The sequence below is a fragment of the Wohlfahrtiimonas sp. G9077 genome (assembly GCF_002252155.1).
Taxonomy (GTDB): Bacteria; Pseudomonadota; Gammaproteobacteria; order Cardiobacteriales; family Wohlfahrtiimonadaceae; genus Wohlfahrtiimonas.
In genome coordinates, this window is the sequence record NZ_NEFD01000004.1 from 190,002 (window position 1) to 213,286 (window position 23,285).

Consider the following 23,285-nt stretch of genomic DNA (forward strand, 5'->3'; position numbering starts at 1 on the left):
CACTTCACTATACAATAATATCTAGGGGAGCTGTACCTAAATTCGCATCATGTTGACAGATTCAATCGATAAAAAACGTTTTATGATAAGCTTTGATAGATATGAAAATCCGCTCTAGTATAGTACAAAAACAGACGCAAGCCATTGTATTGACACAGTCAATGCAGAATGCTTTGAAAATTTTACAATGCTCTCAATTAGAATTAGCGCATGAAGTAGAGGCGTTTTTGGCCGAAAATATGATGCTAGAACAAGATGTTAATTCAGAGGCTGCCATGAGTGATGCCGCCCTCGTACAAGGTCATCTTGGCGTAAAAAATGAGCAAAATAATTTAATCAACGAATCTAGCATGCATCACTCGATTGAGTTAGATCAGCTCATTCCCACAGAAATGATTGATGAATGGGCAGAATATGAAACGCACACATCGATGTTGCATGAGGTTGGGGAAACGTTTGATCATGATGCCTATGAAATGCCTTTAGCAGAGCATTTGTGGCAACAATTGTCACTGTTGCCATTGTCAGATACTGACCGCTGGTTGGGTCTTGTGTTGATTGATGCGTTAGATGATAACGGTTATTGCACAGAGCCGCTTGAGCATCTGCTAGAAGAAGTGCAGGAAGCGCGCCCAGAATTGGATGTGAGCGTTGAAGATTTACAAGTGATGCTTCATCATCTGCAGCAATGTGATCCGCCCGGTATTGGCGCGCAATCTTTAGAAGAATCCTTGATTGCGCAAATTCGCCATTTGCACCCCGCGCCGACATGGGCTGAGATGGCGATTGATGTTTTGCGCTATCACTCAAAATGGTTATTGCAGCATGATTTAAAGCGCATTGCTCGTACGTATGATTGCACAGAAGCCGATGTGATCACGATGCTTGAGGGATTTAAAGGGTTGAATCCTTATCCTGCTGCTGCGTATCGCACAGAAGCCATTGAAACTGTCTTGCCGGATATCATCGTGACACAAAAGCAGGGCGAGCTGACGGTGACTTTAAATGATGAGGTGCTGCCAAAGTTAAGAATCAATCGGCAATATGCTCGTTTAGCGCAGCAAGCTAAAATTGCCCAACGTGATTTATTGCGTGGTCAATTGACACAGGCGCGTTTTTTTTTAAAGAGTTTAGAGGATCGGTTTGACACGCTGCTTAAAGTTGCCAAAGCGATTGTGACGGTGCAAGCTGACTTTTTCTTGCAGGGCGAACGCGCTATGAAGGCCCTTAAAATGCAAACCATCGCAGAGGCGGTGTCGCTCAATGAATCCACCATTTCACGCGCAGTTGCCGGTAAATATCTCATTTGTTCGCGCGGCACTTATCCATTGAACTTCTTCTTTTCCAATCAAGTAACCGATGATGATGCCTCAGCGGTTGCCATTCGCGCCATTTTACAAGAGTTGATTGATGGCGAGAATAAACAAAAGCCCTTGAGTGATCAAAAGTTACAAACCCTTTTGGCCGCTCGCGGGCATGATATTTCTCGGCGCACTGTGGCAAAATATCGTGATGTATTGGGCATCAAGAGTTCCACAGAGCGCAAACAATTGGTGTGATTATTTTTTTTGGCCGAAGCTCATTTTTTTCTCTTCGCCTTTTAAAATGCGCTCGATGTTCGCTTTGTGGCGGATGATGAGTAAAACATCCATCACCACAACAGCAAGCACCACATATAAAGACGCATCAAACAACCATAAATAGATCGGTGCAAAGATCGCGGCCGTTAAAGCAGATAAAGAAGAGATGCGCGTGGATAAAAACACCACAATCCAGGTGCCAAAGGCGCATAAAGCCACCCATGGACTCAATGCAATGATGCAACCTAACGCGGTTGCCACACCTTTGCCGCCTTTAAATTCAAAAAAGATGGGAAACAGATGACCCAAAAAGGCTGCCAATGCGCTACAAGCCATCAACGTTGAATCATTTGGAAACAATAGGCCCACCAAACAGACAGGAATGAAGCCTTTGAGGGCATCGCCAATCAATGTGATGATGGCTGCTTTTTTCCCACCAATGCGCATGACGTTTGTGGCGCCCGGATTGTTTGAACCCGTTGTGCGTGGATCAGGCAATCCCATCGCGCGGCACGTAATGATGGCAGCTGAGAGCGAGCCAATTAAATAAGATAAAATGATGACAAATGGATAAGTGATCATGAGTGTGACAGAGGACATATCGAAACCTTTAATGAAATTTTGCTTATTCTAAGCGTTTTTTATCAACGTATTCAAAAAACTTCGCCACGCGCTCAATTTTTTGCGTTTTTGCCATTTCAGGCAGGCTGTTTAAAAATTGTTGGCCATAGTTTTTGGTCACAAGACGCGGATCGGCAATCACCAATAAGCCATAATCCTGTGTGTCACGAATGAGGCGGCCAACGCCTTGTTTTAAAGTGATGATGGATTTTGGCAATTGATACGTCATAAAGGCATTGAGCCCTTTTTTATTGATGAGGTCAATTTTTGCTTGCTCAATCGGGTCGCCCGGGGAAGAAAAGGGGAGTTTTTCAATGATGACGCAAGAGAGCGCCTCACCGCGCACATCCACACCTTCCCAAAAGCTTGTGGTGCCAAGTAAAATGCCATTGCCGGAGGCTCTAAATTGGTCAATCAACGTGATTTTTGGGGCATCGCCTTGGATGAAAAGGGGATAACTGACCAAATTCTTCAGTAATTTCGCCGCTTCATTGAGGGCTCGGTAACTGGTAAAGAGCATAAAAGTGCGCCCTCTGGCAGCGGTCAGTACAGGCAGCATCGCATCAATGAATTTTTCAATGTACGTGGGATGATTGGGCTCAGGCAGTTCAGGCGGATGGTAAAAGAGCGCATTGTATTTATAATTAAATGGACTCTTTAAACAGAGGGTGTTTTGATCTGATAAACCAAGTGGCCCACAGAAATAGGAAAATTTGCCATTGACGGCCAGCGTTGCGGATGTGAATACCCAGCCAGCTTTTAAGCCTTCACTGTTTCTTTGGAAAATCTCAGAGATGTCCAAAGGCGTTGCAGCGATGGTTAAATGATGGGCATAAGTCTCCAGCCACACAACGGTATTATCATCGGGATTTTCTTGAGAATTGATGGCGATGCGCGTCCATGCATCATGAAAGGCTTCTGCGCGCTCCACCATTTGCGCCAAAGGTTTTGAGCGGATGAGTAAAGGTTTAATGATGCCCACTAAATCGAGCAGTTGGTCACTGATGTGGGCAAGCTGCTTGGCAATTTTTGGATCTTGATAAAATTCAGATAAAGCATAGCGGCGTGAATCTTCTGGCAATGATTTACGCAGCCCAATCATGGATTCACGAATGGCATCGGTTAAGGTGTCATGGGCAGAAAAGTCATTGGCTTCCACAGCGATTGTGCGGTTAAAATCCTCAAGCCAATCTAAAAAGGGTTTCGTACCCACTTGTTCACTGAAAAAGACGCCGGCAATCTCAGCCAATTGATGGGCTTCATCGATGATGATGGTGTCAGCTTCTGGCAATAATTCACCAAAGCCCTCTTGCTTTAGGGCAAGATCGGCACAAAAAAGGTGATGATTGATGACAATGATATCCGCATCCATCGCTTTTTTACGCGCTTTAAACACAAAACACTCTTCATAATCGGGGCATTCAGAATGCAGGCAACTTTCGCTGGTGGAAGTGACATGGCTGATCAGGCTATGATCATTGCAGTTTTCGATTTTTGTCACATCGCCAATGGGATCTTGGCCGGCATAGCGCTCGATGTCATAAAACGCTTCAAGCTGTTTTTTATTCTCAAATCGCCCGCGCTGACGCATTGTTTTGATGCGATATAAACACAAATAGTTGCTGCGGCCTTTTAACAGCGCGGTTTGTACAGGCACATGTTTAAAGAGTTTTTTTAATAGCGGCAAATCTTTTTCATACAATTGATCTTGTAGATGCTTTGTGCCCGTTGAGACAATCACTTTTTTACCGGACAATAACGCAGGAATCAGATAGGCAAAGGTTTTGCCAGTGCCCGTTCCGGCTTCAATGATCACGGTGTCATCTTCTTCGATGGCCTGTTGCACCGCTTTGGCCATCTCGATTTGTGCCGCGCGCGGTGAGTAGTGATCAAGGTTCGAGCCAAGGGGCCCGTGCTCGGAAAATATTGCGTCAATATCGGTCATTCGGTTCGCTTGCAACTGTCAAAGAAAGATTCATTATACGAACTTTCCCAAGAATTTCGAGCATCAATATTTGTACCGATGACGTATAATGGGCAAATGCATAAGGATATGGACGATGAATGAATTTTTAAAAACGATTGCAGCCTTGCGTGCGCCAGATGGCTGTCCTTGGGATCGCGCCCAAACACATAAAACCTTGATTCGCTATCTCAATGAAGAGAGCGCAGAAGTGGTGGAAGCCATCATAGCGAATGATCCCGATGCCTTAAAGGGCGAATTGGGGGATTTGTTGCTGCAAATTGCGCTGCACAGCGAGATTGCCAAAGAAGCCGGGCAATTTGATTTTCATGATGTGGTCAATGGCATCAACGAAAAAATGATTCGTCGCCATCCGCATGTTTTTGCAGGCGTGAGGTATGAAGATGAAGCCGCACAAAAGGCAGCATGGCAGGCAATCAAGCAAGCTGAAAAATTAGAACGGGCAGAATCTGTCAGTTTGTTAGATGATGTCAAAGCCTCTTTATCTGGTTTAACGGTTGCGTGCCATTTACAGGCAAAGGCGGCCACCGTGGGGTTTGATTGGGATGATGCCGCGCCCATTGTGGCTAAAATTGAAGAAGAACTTGATGAAGTGAAAGAAGAGCTGGCGAATCATGATCCTGTGCGCTTAGAAAAAGAGATTGGCGATCTGCTCTTTGCTGTGGTCAATTTAGCGCGTCATGCGGGCATCGATCCTGAAACGGCGATTGCCACCACAAACCATAAGTTTAAACAACGCTTTGCTTACATTGAGCAGCATTTAGATAAACCGATGGTAGCGGCATCATTGGACGAAATGGATGCCTTGTGGGAAGCCTCCAAGCAGGAACATCAATGATGGCATTAGAAAGTGTAACGGTTTCTGTCCTCAATCAGCAGATTAAGCAGCAATTAGAAAGCGGTTTTTTTCAATGCTTGGTGAGCGGCGAAGTGTCGAATGTCACTCGTGCGCAATCGGGGCACATTTATTTTAATCTCAAAGATGATGGCGGCATGATTCGCTGCGTCATTTGGCGATCGCAAGCAGGGATTTTTGGTCATTTGATCAACAATGGCGCGGCGCTTGAGATTCATGGCAAGGTAACCGTGTATGTGCCGCGCGGTGAATATCAATTGGTGGCCAATCGCATCACATTGGCTGGGCAAGGAGATTTAGCCGCCGCTTATGATGCATTAAAAATGCGTTTGTTGGCAGAAGGTTTGTTTGATGCAAAACATAAAAAAAGCGTGCCGCAGCATCCGAAAGTCATAGGGATTGTCACGTCTGAAAGTGCAGCAGCATTGCAAGATGTGCTCAAAGTTTTAAAAGAGCATCGCCCAGACATTCCCTATGTGCTTTATCCAACCTTGGTGCAAGGTGATTTGGCCGCTCCAAAAATTGCCGCAGCCATTGAACGCGCAAACCGTGACAATCTGTGTGATGTGTTGTTGGTGGTGCGAGGCGGTGGCAGCATCGAGGATTTGTGGTGCTTTAATGAAGAAATTGTGGTCAGAGCTGCCTTTGCCTCCCGCATTCCCATCATCAGCGGCGTTGGCCATGAAGTGGACACAACCTTGGTGGATTATGTGGCAGATGTGCGTGCACCGACGCCAACGGCGGCTGCGAAATTTTCCGCCATCTCTAAAATGGAAGTGGTGCAGCAGTTAGATCATTTAATGCACCGGTTAGAACGCAATATGGCCAATCAATTGGCGCAAACCCATAAAGCGGTGGATACCTTGCAAATGCGTCTGAATTATCTTCATCCGATGCGTCAGATCACAGAAAAACGCACACAGCTCATGCATTTGAGTCAGCGTTTAAATGCACAGCTCATCTGGCAGCCATTTAAAGATCATTTGGCCGCTTTGTCGCGATTAGATCAGCGCTTGACAAAAAACATGGATGATCAATTAAAAGCATTGCAAATGCGTTTGCAAAAAAATGCGCGCGTATTGGATAACTTAAGTCCATTGAAAGTGTTAGGGCGTGGTTACTCCATCACGGAAGTGAAAGGGCGTGCTATTGAAGATGTCAATGATGTGGCCGTTGGGGATCGCTTGGTGACGCGTTTAGTCAATGGTGAGATCCATTCAGAAGTGAAAGCCATTGAGCCCAAAAATTAAAGACAAAAAAAACCGCACTTATTCGGGGGAAGTCGTGCGGACAAGGATCATACAGTGTGAGGTTGGTGTTATTGTACTTTGGTGATGTAGTCGACATCGATCTCAATTGAGTTCCAGTCTTTGTCTACTTCACCGACAATTTCCACTAAATCTTTATCGTTGATGGTGAGGCCACGCCATTTGTCTTTGTCAATTTCGACAGTGATGCTGCCTGTATCATCGCTAAAGATGTATTTATCTTTATGAGAGTGTTTGACGATTTTGCCACGTAATTTCACATAAGCATCATCACGCAGCGTCATTGCATCTTTCACAGTTGTGATCGATTGGCTCAGTGCAGGGCCATTGAATCCGCCTTGGGTAGGCTCGCCATCTGTGGGACCAAAATATTGCGCACTGGCAACAGAGACACTCATGGCCATTAATGTCACGATCGCAATCTTCTTCATGCTTTACTCCGTATCGAAACTTAAGATTGATTCAGTGGATGTACTATAGCATTGTGTTTTAAGAAGTCCTACGGGGTTTTATAAGTTTTACGCCTCGTTTACAATATTTGACATCTCAATCAAAGGAAATGACATGACTAGAATCAATGTGGTAGATGTAGAAACGTTGTGTGATCAGCACTTATTGGCAGAACATCGAGAATTGACAAGAATCCCCAATGACATTGTTAAACGCTTGGGGAAAGTGCCATTGAGCACATGCCTCAAACGCCGCGCTGGACAGGGCGCGAAGCGATGATGAGCCACACCACATAAATCACCGGTAAAATGGCGGCAATGATGACCACGCCATCCCAACCTAAATAGCGCCAAATGGGTGCAAAAAGCGTACTGCCAATGGCCACGCCAATGTAGTACGCCACAAAATAGAGGCTAGAAGCTGTACTTTTGTACACTTGTGCATTGAGGTTAATGAGGGCTGCTGTGAGTGAATGGGCAGCGAACATGGCAAAACTTAAAATGGCCAGTCCTATGATGATGAATGTCATAGAATCAAGCAGCGTCAGCAGCGCCCCGATTGATAAGAGCAGCAACATGCTCGATAACACCACTTTAATGGGTTGGCGCGCAGCGATGAAACTCACCATTGGTGCGCTTGGAATGCCGCATAAAAGCGCTAAATAAAAGGAGCTGATGATGGCTGTGGAGAGTAAAAAAGGCGGGCTTTCTAAATGGAATGGCAGATATGTCCAGATGCCTGAATAACTCAATTGAATCACAAGGCCAATTAAAAAATAGCGGCGAAGCACCGGATTTTTTAGATGAAATGCAAAGCCTGCAAAGGTGTGCTTAAAATTGCCGGCACTTTTGCTAAAACGCTGTGATTTGGGTAATAAAATCAGCATGATGAGCGCGGTGATTAAACTGAGTACGCCAAAGATTAAAAGTGCTGTGTGCCAAGAGTAATAATGAGTCATCACGCCTGTTAATACGCGCCCTAATGTGCCGCCGATGGCATTGGCTGCAATGTAAAAAGAGACGGCAAATTTTTGATCATTTTTGCAGATCTCCTCATTTAAGTACGCCAAAGCTGATGCCGGTAACGCGCCGGTGGCCATGCCTTGGAAAAATCGGCAAAAGAGCACAAAAGGCAGCGAATCTGAACGGGCAATGAGAATCAACAAAACAGATGAAAAAAAGATAGAAGCCAGAATAAAATTGCGTCGTCCGATGCGATCGCTCAATGCACCAAAGAGATTCAGCCCGATGATGAGCCCTAAAATGGGCAAAGAAAACGTGAGGCTAATGTATGTGGAAGAGACTTCAAAATCCCGTGCAAGAATTGGTAGAATCGGCTGCAAGGAATAGAGATTGGCAAAAATAAAGATGGATGTAGCGCCTAAAAGAATGGAGATTTTCCAAAATTCAGGATCTTTGATGGTGTAGCCCACAGCGTGTTCGTTATCCATATGCTCGACTTTAGAGTGATTGTTTTTTATTCAATGTTAAGGAGCATAGGACAGATTCGGGGCAAAAACAAGAAGAAACCGTATGAAAGTTGCTTCTTGCATGCAACTGTTGATTAACTGCTCGATAAACTCTCTAATTCCGATAAATAGTGGTCTAAACGCTCTTGGCGCTCTTTGAGTTTTTCGGTTTTTTCGCGGATTTTTTTGGCTTTGCCAGAGTGTTCTGCTTTTTTGAGTTCATCGGCAGCGCTGTTGACTTTGGCTCGCTGCTTATCAATTTTCTTGGTGAGGTTGTCTTTGTAAATGGCATTGTTGAGGATAAAGTTGGGATCTTCCTGATAACTCTCTTTGCCGCAATGTTCACGCACATTTAAAATGGCGCGCTTTAAATCTTCCGCTCGGTGGATGTTGCCATATTTTTCTGCATAGCGCAGCTGCAACTGCAGATTGTCTTCTTTCTTTTTACAGCTTGGATGGGTTTGTGCCATCACCGGTGCATTGAGAGTTAATAATGCACCGATGAGACTAAAAGTGATCAAAAGCTTCATAACAAACTCCTTGATTGAGTAATCTTTCAAGTATAACGTTAAGATACGTAAGTTTGTCAATGATGTGGATCAAATCACAGTGAGTTTTGCATACGCCATCACCAAGGTTTTTTGGCCTGCGGTTCTAAAGTTCACCGTCACACGTGCATGATTGCCAACGCCCTCAAAGTTCGTGATGACGCCGTCGCCAAAGACCGGATGCGTCACCGTTTGCCCAAGGGCAAAACCATTCATGGCTTGATCTTGTGATGTATTTGTATGACTGCTTGAACGCGCCGTCACCGGTTTAGAGATGCTCACTTTTGCGCCTTTCATCTGCACCAATGTGCTTGGGATGTCTTTAACAAAGCACGAGGGCGTCAAATGAATGGTTTTACCATGAATCATGCGTGAAGCAGCCGTGGTTAAGGTCAATAAACGTTTTGCGCGCGTGATGCCTACATACGCTAAGCGGCGCTCTTCTTCTAAGCGGGCAGGATCATTCATTGAACTTTCGCTTGGGAATAACCCATCATCCATCCCGACTAAATAGACATGCTCAAATTCAAGGCCTTTAGAGCTGTGCAGCGTCATCAATTGGACTTTATCGGCTTGATCATCATCGCCATTAGCGGTGGAATCAAGCGTGATGCGCCCTAAAAATTCTGATAAATAACCGTGCATGGTCAATGGCTGAGCGGCTGGGTCATTGTTGTAATCCTCCACAAATTGACGACTGGCAGAGATGAATTCATTGAGGTTTTCAATGCGATCTTCACCGCGTCCCATCGGCTCTTTTTTATAGTGGGCTTCGAGTTCAGCGCGATCAATCACCTCTTGAATGAACTGATCTAGGGTTAAATCGGCTAGGGCATCAGTAAGGTTTTCAATCAAGCATTTAAAACTCATCAAGGCATTTTGCGCTCGTTTAGCCAATTGCTGACTTTCTAATGTGTTTTGCAGGGCAGTCCAGAGCGAAACTTCAGTTTGCATCGCCTCTAAACGAATTTTCTCAATGGTGGCTGCGCCAATGCCTTTTGCTGGCGTTGTGATGGCGCGCTCAAAGGAGATGTCATCATGAGGATTCACAATCAAGCGCAAATAGCTGATGATGTCTTTGATCTCCATGCGATCAAAGAAGCGCAAACCGCCATAAATGCGATAGGGAATGTTTGCGCGCAATAAAATCTCTTCAAAAATACGGGATTGCGCATTTGAGCGATACAAAATGGCTTGTTCAACACGCGGCGTGCCTTTTGATGTGGCAAGTTTGATTTGATCCACCACATATTGTGCCTCTTCATAGGCATCCATCGCAGCATATTGCGTAATGAGGGAATCATCTTTTTGCTCTGTCCAAAGTTTTTTATCTAAGCGCTCACTGTTTTTAGCGATCACATGGTTGGCCGCCTCTAAAATGGTGGATGTGGATCGGTAATTTTGCTCTAAACGCACTGTGGTGCTATTGGGAAAATCTTGGTCAAAATTGAGGATGTTTTCCACACGTGCACCGCGCCAGCCATAAATGGACTGATCATCATCGCCCACCACAAAGATTTGTTGATGTCCGCCGCTTAAGAGTTTTAACCATGCATATTGAATGCTGTTGGTGTCTTGGAATTCATCCACCAAGACAAATTGAAAGCGCTGTTGATAATGTTTAAGTAAAGCATCATTGCTTCTGAGCATCTCTAATGTGCGCAGCAAAATCTCAGAAAAATCCACCAAGCTTGATTGGGCGCAAATGGTTTGATATTGCGCATACAGATCAATCATCATGTTGTGGGCAAAGTTATGTCCACGCTCGATGTGGCTTGCTCTGCGTCCTTCGTCTTTATGGTGGTTGATGAAGCTTTGTAATGATTTGGCGGTGACCACTTTATCATCGACGTTGCGCTCTTTTAAAAGGCGCTTACACAAACGCAATTGATCATCGCTGTCCATGATCTGAAAGTTCGGATCAAGGTGCGCTTCTGTTGGGTGTAAACGCAATAAGCGGTGGCACAATGAATGGAACGTGCCAAGCCATAAGCTTCTTAAAGGGCGATTGAGGACGGTTTCTAAACGCGTGCGCATCTCAAGGGCGGCTTTATTCGTAAAAGTCACCGCTAAAATGCCATGCGGCGTTGTTTGTTCTGTTTCAATGAGCCATGCAATGCGCGCCACTAACACGCGAGTTTTGCCTGAGCCTGCACCAGCGAGCACACGAACAGGACCTAAAGGGGCAGTGACGGCATCATATTGAGCATTATTTAATGATTCAAGCATAGACATAACAGAGATCTTAAGAAGTAAGTAGAAGGGAAAAATAAACCAGCGCTCATGATACCATGTGATGAGAATAAATACGAAAGCGCCCTAAAAGCCGGCGCTCTGAGGCGGCGTGAAGAAATAATTGCACGAATTTGAAGTGATGGTGCTTTTTTGTGTTAGAATTTCTCGGTTTTTATCATAAAAACATCACACAATTTATTTGTTTAGCTATGTTTAGGTTTAAGGAGTAAAAATGGCTATTGAACGTACTTTCTCAATCATCAAACCAGATGCTGTTAAAAAAAATGTCATCGGTAAAATTTATGACCGTTTCGAAGGCGCAGGTTTCAAAATCGTTGCAGCTAAAATGGTTCATTTGACTCGTGAAGAAGCAGAAGGCTTCTACGCTGTGCATAAAGAGCGTCCTTTCTTCAATGACTTAGTAGAATTCATGATCTCAGGTCCTGTTATGATGCAAGTATTAGAAGGCGAAAACGCAATCGCTAAACATCGTGAAATCATGGGTGCAACAAACCCTAAAGAAGCCGCACCAGGTACAATCCGTGCAGATTTCGCTGAAAGCATTGATGCTAATGCTGTTCATGGTTCTGATGCCCCTGAAACAGCTGCTGTTGAAATTGAATATTTCTTCGGCCCAAATGCTGTAGCACCTGTTAAAATCTGTGATCGTTAATTTTTAGGTAAAGTGAAACAAGTCGTGAGTAAAGAAGTGGAAAAAAATTTGTATGGTTTAACGTATCAAGCAATGCTCGAACTCTGTCAAGAGATTGGTGAAAAGCCTTATCGTGCCATGCAGATCATGAAATGGGTCTATCATAAAGGGGCAAGCTCCATTGATGATATGACGGATATTTCTAAAAAAACACGTGAGAAGTTAAAGTCACGACTTGTTTTAGAATTGCCGAAGGTCTTGCTTGACAAGCCTTCTAACGATGGTACACATAAGTGGCTCATTCAATTAGAATCTGGCAATGCCATCGAGATGGTGTTCATTCCAGAGGATGATCGTGGGACACTGTGTGTATCTTCACAAGTCGGTTGTGCCCTTGAATGCTCATTTTGTTCAACTGCGCGCCAAGGCTTTAACCGCAACTTAAGCACCGCTGAGATCGTGGGGCAAGTGATGCTTGCAAAACGCTTATTGGGTGAATATGAAGGCGATGTGCAGCAGAGTCAAAATCGACGTGTGACCAATGTGGTATTGATGGGAATGGGCGAGCCCCTTTTGAACTTTACCAATGTCACACAAGCCATTGACATCATGCTCAATGATTATGGTTTTGGTTTATCTAAGCGCCGCGTGACATTAAGTACATCGGGTGTTGTGCCTGCATTGTATCGCTTAAAAGAGGTCTCTGATGTCTCTTTGGCCATCTCATTACATGCACCTTATGACACATTGCGCAATGAATTGGTGCCAATCAATAAAAAATATCCGCTCGCTGAATTGTTAGAAGCGTGTAAGGCATACATTACAGAATCTTCTGCGTATCGAAAAATCACATGGGAATATGTGATGCTCAAAGATGTCAATGACCGCGAAGAGGATGCATTTGCCTTAGCAAAACTCATCAAAGACATTCCGGGTAAAGTGAATTTGATTCCATTTAACCCATTTCCGAACTCAGGTTATGAGTGTTCATCCATGAACCGCATCAACCGTTTTCGTGAAATTTTGCAGCGCCAAGGCGTTGTGACAACGGTTCGTAAAACACGCGGTGAAGACATTGATGCCGCTTGTGGTCAGCTTGCTGGCCGTGTGAACGACCGAACAAAGCGCACAAAAACAACAAATTCTTGATACAATCTTTCGGGTATTGATCACTTTAGAGAATATTGAAGGGGTAGATTCATGCGTTATATCGCAGTGTTATTGCTTTCATCGACATTATTAGCGTGTACAACAACACAAAGCACGGGGCAAAGCGGTCAGCGAGTGAAAACCATCACCGTAGAATCCTTGCCGGATAATGATCGCTTAATGTATCAAATGGGCGTTCAATACATTGAACGTGCAGAATATACAGTGGCGGAAGAAAAGTTATTAACCCTTGTGCCCAAATACCCGAATTTTACTGAGTTATTTGTGATGCTTGGCGTGGTGCAAGAGCGCCAAGGCAAGCGCACAGATGCATTGAATTTTTACTCAAAAGCAATCGCCACGAATCCTTTAGATCGTATGGCGATTAAACATTACGCACGTTTACAGTGCAATGAATACGATAAAAATGCACCAAGCCACTTAGCGCAGATTGCAGACAATGCAATGGCAGAAGTGAAAGCTGGCATGAATAGCGGCGCTGCAGCCTGTTATTTGGTGCATAAAGATCCTGTGAATGCCAATCTCTATGCTGACAAAGCGATTGCCGCAAATCCTCATTATGGTGACAGCTACTTCTTTAAAGCGATGGCGGCAAAAGACCTCAAGCGCTATCACGAAGTGTTTCCTGCCCTTGATCGTTATCATGACGAATATGGCTATGAGCCGGCGAGCGTATATTTAGGTTTACAAGCGGCAAAACAAGCTCGCAATAAAGCTGAAATAGAGAAATATGAATCTGTTTTGGCCCGTTATCAATCATAACTGTTTGTATAGACAAGAAGAGACCTTATGGCAAAAGAAGAGTTGATGCACAAGTTTAAAGAGGCACGTCAAGCGCGCAATGTCTCATTGCAAGACGCTGCCCGTGTCCTTTCGCTGCGTGTGCAAGTGCTGCAAGATTTAGAAGATGGGCGCTATGAACAATTAGGCGCAATGATCTACATCAAGCGTTATGTGAGAAAATATGCCGATTATTTAAAGCTTGATCGCGATGAGATTGAAGGATTGCTTGCTAAAGTTGAGGATCCTTTTGCAAATATGCACAACGAAAGTTTGATCCGCGCCCAGCTCAATGAAGAAAAACGCATGGTGCAGCGTTCATTTTTCAAATGGTACATGTGGATTTTATTGATTTTATGTGTGATCGGCACGGCTGCATATTTCTTATATGGGGAAAAAACAGCAGAATTATTTAACATTAAACCAACGCCAGAGCACATCATTAATTATCAAGACACTGAAACGGTGATGCCTGAAGCGGCACCTGTGCACAATGATGCACCAGTGATCACAGAAACGGTGACAGAAAGCATCGCGCCTGTGCCTAAAAAAATTGAGATGGATGTGCCTGTTGTGGCGGCAGTTTCAACAGTGCCGGTGGCCGCCATTGATACGAAGTCGGCTTTGTCTGATTTTGAACTCGATCAAATCATTAAAACCGGTAAAATTGAATTGGCAAACCAAGCAGATGCCACTCTTGATGAAGCAGAGTCAGCACAAAAAGCAGCCTTGCCAGAAGGATTTTCTGCATTGTCGTTAACCCTTGGGCCATCTGAATGCTGGATTCAAATCAAAGATAAGAATCAAAAAGTATTGATGAATGAAGTGCTTGCTGGCAATGCAACGTATCATATTGAAGGAAAAGCACCTTTTTCAGTGCACATGGGCAATGCCAAAGCGATCGATCAAATGGTGTTAAATGGTGAGGTGGTGGATGAGAAAGTGTATCGTCCAACTGCCCGAACAACTGTGTCAAAAATTAAATTAGAAGCTAAGGAAGAGAGTTAATCATGGGTCAGAAGATTCAATCAGTCAAAGGGATGCACGATGCATTACCCACACAAACAGCGAAATGGCAATACATTGAAAGTTTATTGCGCCATCTCTTTGCTCAGTATGGTTATCGTGAGATTCGCACACCGATCGTTGAAGAGACCCGTTTATTTACGCGCTCTTTAGGTGAAGTGACTGACATTGTGGAAAAAGAGATGTACATCTTTGCCGACAGTGATGAGAAAACCAGTTTAGCTTTGCGCCCTGAATTGACCGCGGGCATTGTGCGTTCAGGCATTCAGCACGGTTTATTTTATAACCAAGTGCAAAAAGTGTGGCAAATTGGCTCTGTGTTCCGTTATGACAAACCGCAGCATGGCCGTTATCGTCAGTTCAATCAAGCGGACATTGAAGTTTTTGGCATTGAAACACCGGATGCGGATGCCGAAATTTTAGCGATGATCAATCGCTTATGGCAACAATTGGGCGTTGCTGATTATGTGACTTTAGAGATCAACTCTATGGGCACAGAAGAGTGCCGCAAGCGTTACCGTGAAGTGATCGTGCAATACTTTGAAGACAACATCGAATTGTTAGATGAAGACAGCCTTCGTCGCTTAAAATCCAATCCACTTCGCATTTTGGACTCTAAAAATCCTGCGATGCAAGAATTGCTCAACAATGCACCAAAATTATTGGATCATTTGACAGAAGATTCTGCAGAACACTTTAAAAAATTGTGCCAATATTTGGATGAATTGGGCATTGAATATGTGATCAATCACCGCATTGTGCGTGGGATGGATTACTACACGCGCACAGTATTTGAATGGACAACCGATAAACTCGGTGCCCAAGCCACAATTTGTGGTGGCGGTCGCTATGATCGCATGGTGGAAGAGCTTGGCGGCCATAAAACACCAGCCATTGGTTTTGGTTTGGGGATGGAGCGTTTATACTTATTGTGTGAAGAAGTCGAAGGTTTAGAGGCAACGCAATCTTCTGATTTAGTGGCTGTATTGCTCGGTCAAGATGCGAAAAAAGCCGGTTTACCTTTGATGGAAAAGATCCGTTCAGCGTATCCAAATTATTTAGTGACCACAGTGTTGGGTGAAGCGGGCATGAAGTCACAAATGAAAAAGGCCGATCAAAGTGGTGCCCGTTATGCCATGATTTTAGGTGAAAATGAGCTCAACAATGGCATTGTCATCATGAAGGATTTGCGTCAAAGTGGCGAGCAAACTGAAGTGGCCATGAGTGATGTGATCGATTGGTTAAAGAACATTCAAGCATAATAATTTAAGGGGTCGAGATGAGTTTAAATCAACTTGAGACAGATGAACAGCGCGCAGAAGCCCTCGTTGATTGGTTAAAAGCCAATGGCGGATTCATCTTTTTAGCATTTGTGGTGGTCATCGGTGGCATCATTGGTTGGGATTATTACCGTGATCATCAGCGTCAGCAAACTGTCAAAGAAGCGGCTTATTATTACCATTTTGAGCAAGCGATGGGTGATGATAAAATCAACGAAGCTGCCTTAAAAGCTTTAGAGGCAGATCAAGCCTCGGGCTTTGTGGAATTGGCGGTGTTGCAACAAGCAGGCTTGGCGGCTAAAAATGATGATTTAGCACAAGCTGTGCGTGTGCTCAGTGCTCAAGTTGAGCAAATCAAAGCCCCGGTGATGAAGGATTTATACCGTTATCGTTTAGCCAAGGCTTTGTATGCACAAGGCGATTATGAGAAAGCTTTGAATGAATTGAGCAACATTCAAACAGAAAGTTATAAAGGTTTAGTGAAAGCCTTACAAGGCGATGTGTATGTAAAAGAGGGAAATTTAGACAATGCGAAAGCCGTCTATCAAGAGGCGTATGAGCTTTTACAATCTCCCATCATTCAACGAAAAATTAATCAGCTTGGCGCAAACTCCTAATGCTGATCTTGAGCCGATAAATTGAAGGATTGACAATGAATAAATTAAAAATTTCCGCAGTATTGATGGCCAGCATCGCCATGACCGGTTGTTCAGGATTTTTTGTGGGCAAAAGCAATGCGCCGGTGCCAACGCCCATTGATGCGTCTGTTAATGCTTCAATGGTGCGCACTGTGTGGAGCGCCTCGGGCTTGGGCAATTCTCAAGAAACGAGCTTGCGCTTTACCTTAGCCGATGGCCAAGGTGTGATCTATGTGGCCAATGCCAATGGTTCTGTGTCAGCCATTGACAGCAGCAGCGGTCAAAAACGTTGGTCCACCAAAGTGGATGCTTTATACACGGGCGCTGCGACTAATGGCCATTTAGTTTTTGTGGGCACGCAGTCTGGAAAATTGGTGGCTTTATCTGCACAAGATGGTAAAAAAGTGTGGAGTGCTGATTTATACGGTGCTGCGAATACTTCTCCTGTGGTGGCCGATGGCCGCGTAATCATTCGCACCATTGGCGGTTCTGTGGAAAGCTTTGATGCTCAAACTGGTGAGCCATCTTGGGCGTATATGGTTCAAGTGCCAGACATTGCGTTGCGTGGCGGTGCTGCCCCTGTTGTGGTGGGCAAACATCTCTTGGTGCCGACAGATTTAGGCTTAATTGGCTATTTAAATGTGGACACAGGCGCAGTTGTCTGGGGTCAAAAAGTGGGTGAATCCCGTGGTGGTACAGCGATGGCACGCATTGTGGACATCGATGCTGAGCCCGTGATTGACCAAAATATTGCTTATATTCCTGTGGCGCGCTCTGGTGTGAGTGCTGTTGCTCTGAACAATGGCCGTAAACTTTGGGCAACCAAAGCCGCAGGCGCTTATGCAGGTTTAGCGGTGGATGCATCACGACTATACGTTGCTTATGATGATGGCAATGTGGGTGCATTATCGAAGAGAACAGGGCAAGAAGAGTGGAAAAGTGAGGCATTGTATGCCCGCCACTTAACAAACCCTGTATTGATTAATGATCGCATCGTTGTGGGTGACAACGAAGGCTATGTGCATGTGTTAGATAAACACACAGGTCAGCGCCTTAGCTCAAAAAAAGTGGCAAAATCTGGTTTCATGCCGGATGTGTTAACGCTTAACCACGATGTGATTTTCCAGGATCATTCCGGTAACGTTTACCGTATTACGATTTAATTTATGAAAGACTTACCAATTATTGCGCTTGTAGGGCGTCCGAATGTCGGAAAATCTACGTTATACAATGCATTGACCCGTACGCGTGATGCGCTTGTGGCCGATCAGCCTGGTTTAACCCGTGACCGTCGTTATGGCATGGGGCGCGTCGGTGCTGAAGAGTCACCGTACATTGTGCTCGACACAGGCGGTTTATCTGGTGATGACAGCAATCACATGGATAACCTCATTGCCGGGCAAGTGTGGAAAGCGGTGGAAGATGCAGATTTAATTTACTTTATTTTAGATGGTCGCAATGATGTGACGGGCTATGATGAAGAGATTGCAGCGATGATTCGTCGCACGAACAAACCTGTGATCGTCGTGGTCAATAAATCTGAAGGTAAAGATGAAGATTTAGCCATTGCGCCATTTTATACATTGGGCATGGGCGATCCGATCGCCATTTCAGCAGCGCACAATCGCGGCATTTTAGATTTGGTTCACTCAACGTTTGATCGTTATCCTGAGTTGGCTTATGAAGAAGAGGCGGACAATGATGCGTTTGACGAAGAAGATGAAGAAGAGGATTTAGGTCCGATTCGTTTGGCTGTTTTAGGTCGACCAAATGCCGGTAAATCGACGCTCATTAACCGTATTTTAGGGGAAGAGCGCGTTTTGGCCAGTGATGTGGCCGGTACAACGCGTGATGCGATTGAAATTCCGTTTGAAAAAGAAGGGCGTGAGTTCATTTTAATCGATACAGCGGGGATTCGTCGTCGCAGCCGCATTGATGACAAAATTGAAAAATTCAGTGTTATCAAAAGCTTAGAGGCGATGCAAAAATCCAACGTTGTGGTGTTTGTGTTTGATGCCCATGAAGGCTTATCGGATCAAGATGCAGGTTTACTTGGCAATGTGCTAGAGTCAGGGCGTGCATTGGTGCTTGCTGTGAATAAATGGGATCATTTACCCGATGATGAGCGTGAATGGATCAAGCAAGAGTTCACGCGTAAGTTTGCCTTCATTGACTTTACAAAGCCGATCTTTATTTCAGCTTTGCATGGCTCGAATGTGGATAAGGTATTGAAAATGGCCATCAAAGCCTTTGACAATGCCATGAAAAAATTCACCACCAATGAGTTGTCAAACATCTTAGAAGCAGCGGTGCATAAACATCATCCGCCGGTGGTACAAGGTTTAGCACCAAAATTGCGCTATGCGCATCAAGGAGGCAAAAACCCACCGCGCATCGTGATTCATGGTTCGCGCATTACACATGTTAAGCCAGATTATGTGCGTTATTTAACCAATACCTATTTATCACAATTGAAGCTAGAAGGCACGCCTGTGCGTTTAGACTTCCGTTCGGGCGACAATCCATATGCGGTGGAAAAAGCGCAAACTAAAGTACAAGCCGATAAACAAAAGCTTGTCAATAGTAAGGGCAAGCATTTGAAGCAAAAACGTAAGTAATACAATAATAAAGGAACAGTCTATGTGTGGAATTGTTGGCGCAATCGCAGAGCGTAATATTTGCCCTGTGTTATTATCCGGTTTGAAACGATTAGAATATCGTGGATATGACTCAGCAGGGGTCGCATTGATCGATCATGATGAGCTCTTTCGTGAACGCAGCTTAGGTAAAGTTGCGGCATTAGAAACGAAAGTGTTTGAGCATGGCATCAAAGGATCTCTTGGCATTGCTCATACGCGCTGGGCCACACATGGCATTCCCCATGAACGCAATGCGCATCCGCATGTCAGCGGTACCATTGCCGTAGTGCACAATGGCATCATTGAAAATTATCAAGAATTAAAAGCCACATTGGTGGATCATTATCACTTTGATTCTGAAACCGATACAGAAGTGATTGCCCATTTGATTCATGATTATCGAGCAAAAGGCATCTCTTTGTATGAATCTGTGCAAGCGGCGCTTGAGCAGTTAGAAGGGGCATTTAGCATTGCAGTGATTGATTCAACGGTACCAGATGAACTCATTGCCGCCAAAAAAGGCACGCCGCTTGTGGTGGGCATTGGTATTGGTGAGTATTTCATTGCTTCTGATCCTTTTGCTTTGTTGCCTGTGACGAATCAATTCATCTATTTAGAAGATTTTGATTGCGTGAAATTAAAACGTGATGCTTTGGTGATTAAAGATAAGGCGGGGCGCTTTGTAGAGCGCGCAGTTAAACAATTGTATGCTTCTGACGATGCGGCTGATAAAGGTTTGTATAAGCATTACATGCTCAAAGAGATTTATGAGCAACCTAAAGCCCTTAGCGATACATTGCAAAATCGTCTCAAAGTGGATTTAGCGCAGCTTTTAGGCTGTGATGCGAACATTGCCGAGCAGATTGAAGCGGTGCACATCAACGCTTGTGGGACAAGTTATCATGCGGGTTTAGTGGCCAAATATTGGTTTGAAGCGATTGGGATTGCTTGTCATGTGGAAGTGGCGAGTGAATATCGTTATCGTCAAAGTGTGACGCCGAAAAATACACTCTTTATCTCCATTTCTCAATCAGGGGAAACATTAGATACAATTGAAGCATTAAAATTGGCGAAGCAAAAGCCATTTTTAGGGTATTTAGCCATCACAAACAGTGCAGATAGTGCCATTACACGTGAGTCAAACTGGACGATTTTAACCCATGCTGGGCGCGAAATTGGTGTGGCATCCACAAAGGCCTTCACCACTCAATTGACGGTTTTATTAATGCTTGCCGATGCATTTTCTCATCATAAAGATCATGCGATGAGTGATGCGCTAACTTCATTGCCATTTTATGCAGAATCGATGTTGGCGCTGGATGAAACGATTGAAAAAATCAGTGCAGAGTTTGCAGAGTCCACCAGTGCGTTATTTGTGGCGCGTGGGATTTTATATCCAATTGCCATGGAAGGCGCATTAAAGTTAAAAGAGATCTCTTACATTCATGCAGAGAGTTATCCTGCCGGTGAATTAAAGCATGGTCCATTGGCGTTGGTGGACAAAAATATGCCCGTTATTGCCATTGTGACAAAAAATGCGTTAACGGATAAAATGATTGCCAACCTTGAAGAAATCAATGCTCGCAATGGTCGTTTGTATATTTTCAAAGAGCGTTCTGTGACACAAACCATCGGCTTTGGCCATGAGATTGAGTTGCCAGAAATGCCAGAAATGAGTGCGCCCATTTTGGTGTCCATTGCTTTACAATTATTCTCTTATCATGTTGCCTGCATTAAGGGTACAGACGTGGATCAACCTCGTAATCTCGCTAAATCTGTGACGGTTGAGTAATTCAGAGACATCCTAGGTAATAAATGTAAGCGAGTAATAAAGTTTCATCTTAAGTAATAAAGTATCATCTTAGGTAATAAAGTATCATTCTATTGACGCAATGAATACCTCTTGCTATTGTTTATTGTAATAATGGCAAGAGGTTTTTTTATGCTCTCAAAGAATCAAGAAAAGTGGCTTAAAGAAGGTCGAGGTCAAGGTGAACTAGCTGATTATAAACCTTGGATAAAAATTTCTGATATATCTTCATCAGGCCGATCACATCGTGTTTTTGGACATAAAACAAGACGTACTCATCATTTGATGTCAGATTTAGAATTAGCAATATTTTTATTTCTCGAGTGGAATTCTAAAGTTATAGATATCCGAGAGCAATTTCCTCTTAAATTTGATGAGACTATTGAAATTGCAGAGTACATACAGGTAAAACATCCTGCAATTGGAGGCAATGTTCATGTTATGACATCAGACTTTTATGTTGTTAGCTCTGATAAAAAATTTAGTCAACTTGTTTTGCAGGCAAAATATGCAAATGAACTAAAGAAACCCCGAGTCATAGAGAAATTAGAGATAGAACGTCGATACTGGAATTCTAAAGGTATTCCATGGCAGATAGTTACTGAAAAAGATATACCGAAAGCTATTCAAAATAATATTAAATGGCTTTATCCAGAGGTGAGAGAAGACAGGTCCTTTGATGCTCAAGGTAATTTAATTTTTTACGCTAATGAACTTGCTAAATATCCAGATAAAAAATTTATTGATTTGTGTAAAACCATAGATACTGCTTACTTCCATGAGGCAGGTAAATCTCTAAAAGAGCTAAGAACTCTACTAGGGTTGAGATTTTTTACATTTGATCTTCGTATAGATTTTAGAAAATTGAAATGTAATGATATTCAAATAAGTAACTCTCATTATTGGGAGTTGATATCTGAGGAGCTTAGATATGCTGCGAATCAATGATGTTTACAATAACCAAGGTAAAAATTTTAGAATTTTAAAATACTTGTCTGAAGATACTCTAGTTTGGATAGACATCGAAAAAGCCAAAGCGCTACCAGAATTAATCTCTTTAAGAAATTTAGTTGAATTGATAGAAGATGGAAGCTGTTATTTAATAGATGATCCCTTTAGTTATTTATTATTAGAGTCTCCAAAAGAAGGTACTACTGCTCAAATTAAAAGAGATAAAAATTTTCAGCTAATACAACCTGTTATTTCAGATGCTTTGTATTATCAACCAGAGACACGATCTCGATTAATTAATAATATTGTAAGCAATGATGGGTGTACAAATCAAACACTTTACCGTCTTATCAGAATGTACTGGCAAAGAGGCCAAGTGCCTAATGCACTACTTCCAAATTATAAAAATTCTGGGGCAAAAGGTAAGAAACGTATTGCCAAAAATAAAGAGTTAGGTAGGCCTAGAGTTTATAAGAAAGGGATGACTGCTGTGATTAACGAAGATATAGAAAGGCTTTTTTCTATCATCATCAATAAATACCTATTAAACGATAAGAAGTTTCCCGTTGTTTATGCATACCGAAAATTTAAGGTAATGTATCGTTCTCTAAATTCCGAAGCTAAAGAAGAAGATTTTCCTAGCATCTGGCAATTTAAATACTTTTATAGCAAGAATTTTACTTCTGTTCAGAAACTTAAAGCTAGGTATAACAAGATTAGCTATAACAAAGATGTGAGGCAGTTAAAGTCAACAGTTAATATGCAAGTTCTCGGCCCTGGTTCACGATATGAAATTGACGCTACAATTGCAGATATTTATCTGGTATCTGATTCAGATAGACAGAGCATTGTAGGTCGTCCAGTGATTTATTTTGTTACAGATGTATTCAGTCGTATGGTAGCAGGTTTTTATATTGGATTTGAAAATCCTTCCTATGCTACAAGTATTCAGGCTTTAGAAATGGCGGTATCAGATAAACAAAGTTACTGTAGCAAATATGGCATAAACATCACAGATGATAATTGGCCATGTATAGGTTTACCTGATGCTATTCTTGCAGATCGTGGTGAGCTATTGGGACATCAAATTGAGACCTTGGAAAAGAATTTTTCAGTTCGAATAGAAAATACACCGCCTTATCGTGGTGATTTAAAACCTATTGTAGAACGATATTTTAAAACCATGCAGGCAAAGTTTAAGCGGTAATCCCCCCTAAAAATAATAGGATTCAAAAGTAGAATTTTCGCTTAATATTAATTTAAATAAGTTAGGAGATTCTTAATGAAAACATCTAAATTTACTGATAGCCAAATCATGGCAATTTTAAA

20 protein-coding genes and 1 pseudogene are annotated in these 23,285 nt (G+C 43.3%); 15 read left to right on the plus strand and 6 right to left on the minus strand.

What is annotated here, in order from left to right:
• The first annotated feature begins 101 nt into the window (after positions 1–101).
• Positions 102–1,559 carry an RNA polymerase factor sigma-54 gene (gene rpoN, locus B9T20_RS07145; RefSeq protein WP_094490424.1) on the plus strand — a complete coding sequence of 486 codons (1,458 nt, stop codon included), beginning with the start codon at positions 102–104 and terminating at the stop codon, positions 1,557–1,559.
• Here the strand turns inward: rpoN and plsY are convergent, their stop codons facing one another.
• The gene (gene plsY / locus B9T20_RS07150; RefSeq protein ID WP_094490425.1) at positions 1,560–2,180 is read right to left on the minus strand and encodes a glycerol-3-phosphate 1-O-acyltransferase PlsY; all 621 of its coding nucleotides are present in this window, start codon (positions 2,178–2,180) and stop codon (positions 1,560–1,562) included. It abuts the gene before it with no gap.
• Positions 2,181–2,205: 25 nt separating this feature from the next.
• Positions 2,206–4,146 carry an ATP-dependent DNA helicase gene (locus tag B9T20_RS07155; protein ID WP_094490426.1) on the minus strand — a complete coding sequence of 647 codons (1,941 nt, stop codon included), beginning with the start codon at positions 4,144–4,146 and terminating at the stop codon, positions 2,206–2,208.
• 115 nt (positions 4,147–4,261) lie between these two features.
• Between B9T20_RS07155 and mazG the strand changes: the two genes are divergently transcribed.
• Together mazG and xseA are read left to right on the plus strand one after the other, a co-directional pair.
• Positions 4,262–5,023, plus strand: coding sequence for a nucleoside triphosphate pyrophosphohydrolase (gene mazG / locus B9T20_RS07160; RefSeq protein ID WP_094490427.1), 762 nt, complete (start codon positions 4,262–4,264; stop codon positions 5,021–5,023).
• Positions 5,020–6,291 carry an exodeoxyribonuclease VII large subunit gene (xseA, locus tag B9T20_RS07165; protein WP_094490428.1) on the plus strand — a complete coding sequence of 424 codons (1,272 nt, stop codon included), beginning with the start codon at positions 5,020–5,022 and terminating at the stop codon, positions 6,289–6,291. The genes mazG and xseA overlap by 4 nt, the downstream gene beginning before the upstream one ends.
• Positions 6,292–6,359: 68 nt before the next feature.
• On the opposite strand, the gene B9T20_RS07170 is transcribed toward xseA, so the two are convergent.
• Positions 6,360–6,740 carry a YgiW/YdeI family stress tolerance OB fold protein gene (locus B9T20_RS07170; protein ID WP_094490429.1) on the minus strand — a complete coding sequence of 127 codons (381 nt, stop codon included), beginning with the start codon at positions 6,738–6,740 and terminating at the stop codon, positions 6,360–6,362.
• A 133-nt stretch (positions 6,741–6,873) separates the two neighbouring features.
• Here B9T20_RS07170 and B9T20_RS10325 point away from each other — a divergent pair.
• A pseudogene (locus B9T20_RS10325) lies at positions 6,874–6,972 on the plus strand (pyrimidine dimer DNA glycosylase/endonuclease V); the annotation flags it as partial.
• Between the two features lie 31 nt (positions 6,973–7,003).
• Here the strand turns inward: B9T20_RS10325 and B9T20_RS07180 are convergent.
• The 3 genes from B9T20_RS07180 to uvrD form a co-directional block, all read right to left on the minus strand.
• The gene (locus tag B9T20_RS07180) at positions 7,004–8,209 is read right to left on the minus strand and encodes an MFS transporter (protein ID WP_094490431.1); all 1,206 of its coding nucleotides are present in this window, start codon (positions 8,207–8,209) and stop codon (positions 7,004–7,006) included.
• 113 nt (positions 8,210–8,322) lie between these two features.
• The gene (locus B9T20_RS07185; RefSeq protein ID WP_094490432.1) at positions 8,323–8,757 is read right to left on the minus strand and encodes a DUF1090 family protein; all 435 of its coding nucleotides are present in this window, start codon (positions 8,755–8,757) and stop codon (positions 8,323–8,325) included.
• A 69-nt stretch (positions 8,758–8,826) separates the two neighbouring features.
• Positions 8,827–11,010 (minus strand): DNA helicase II, encoded by a 2,184-nt coding sequence (gene uvrD, locus B9T20_RS07190; protein ID WP_094490433.1) that lies wholly within the window; start codon positions 11,008–11,010, stop codon positions 8,827–8,829.
• A gap of 232 nt (positions 11,011–11,242) precedes the next feature.
• Between uvrD and ndk the strand changes: the two genes are divergently transcribed.
• From ndk to B9T20_RS07245, 11 genes are all read left to right on the plus strand, one after another.
• Positions 11,243–11,683, plus strand: coding sequence for a nucleoside-diphosphate kinase (gene ndk, locus B9T20_RS07195; protein WP_008315664.1), 441 nt, complete (start codon positions 11,243–11,245; stop codon positions 11,681–11,683).
• Positions 11,684–11,707: 24 nt separating this feature from the next.
• Positions 11,708–12,811 carry a 23S rRNA (adenine(2503)-C(2))-methyltransferase RlmN gene (rlmN, locus tag B9T20_RS07200; protein WP_094490443.1) on the plus strand — a complete coding sequence of 368 codons (1,104 nt, stop codon included), beginning with the start codon at positions 11,708–11,710 and terminating at the stop codon, positions 12,809–12,811.
• A gap of 51 nt (positions 12,812–12,862) precedes the next feature.
• Positions 12,863–13,594: a lipopolysaccharide assembly protein LapB gene (locus B9T20_RS07205; RefSeq protein WP_094490434.1), complete on the plus strand. Its 732-nt coding sequence runs from the start codon at positions 12,863–12,865 to the stop codon at positions 13,592–13,594.
• A 27-nt stretch (positions 13,595–13,621) separates the two neighbouring features.
• Positions 13,622–14,620 (plus strand): RodZ domain-containing protein, encoded by a 999-nt coding sequence (locus B9T20_RS07210; RefSeq protein ID WP_094490435.1) that lies wholly within the window; start codon positions 13,622–13,624, stop codon positions 14,618–14,620.
• A 2-nt stretch (positions 14,621–14,622) separates the two neighbouring features.
• On the plus strand, positions 14,623–15,900 hold the full coding sequence (hisS, locus tag B9T20_RS07215) for a histidine--tRNA ligase (protein WP_094490436.1): 1,278 nt from the start codon (positions 14,623–14,625) through the stop codon (positions 15,898–15,900).
• A 17-nt stretch (positions 15,901–15,917) separates the two neighbouring features.
• On the plus strand, positions 15,918–16,535 hold the full coding sequence (locus tag B9T20_RS07220; RefSeq protein WP_094490437.1) for a tetratricopeptide repeat protein: 618 nt from the start codon (positions 15,918–15,920) through the stop codon (positions 16,533–16,535).
• Between the two features lie 35 nt (positions 16,536–16,570).
• Positions 16,571–17,719, plus strand: a complete 1,149-nt coding sequence (gene bamB, locus B9T20_RS07225; RefSeq protein WP_094490438.1) for an outer membrane protein assembly factor BamB — start codon at positions 16,571–16,573, stop codon at positions 17,717–17,719.
• A gap of 3 nt (positions 17,720–17,722) precedes the next feature.
• A complete protein-coding gene (gene der, locus B9T20_RS07230) occupies positions 17,723–19,174 on the plus strand; it encodes a ribosome biogenesis GTPase Der (protein WP_094490439.1) in 1,452 nt (483 codons plus the stop codon).
• 22 nt (positions 19,175–19,196) lie between these two features.
• Positions 19,197–20,987 carry a glutamine--fructose-6-phosphate transaminase (isomerizing) gene (gene glmS, locus B9T20_RS07235; protein WP_094490440.1) on the plus strand — a complete coding sequence of 597 codons (1,791 nt, stop codon included), beginning with the start codon at positions 19,197–19,199 and terminating at the stop codon, positions 20,985–20,987.
• Between the two features lie 150 nt (positions 20,988–21,137).
• A complete protein-coding gene (locus tag B9T20_RS07240) occupies positions 21,138–21,953 on the plus strand; it encodes a heteromeric transposase endonuclease subunit TnsA (RefSeq protein WP_008315655.1) in 816 nt (271 codons plus the stop codon).
• Positions 21,937–23,163, plus strand: coding sequence for a transposase family protein (locus B9T20_RS07245; protein WP_233491631.1), 1,227 nt, complete (start codon positions 21,937–21,939; stop codon positions 23,161–23,163). The genes B9T20_RS07240 and B9T20_RS07245 overlap by 17 nt, the downstream gene beginning before the upstream one ends.
• Positions 23,164–23,285: the final 122 nt, after the last annotated feature.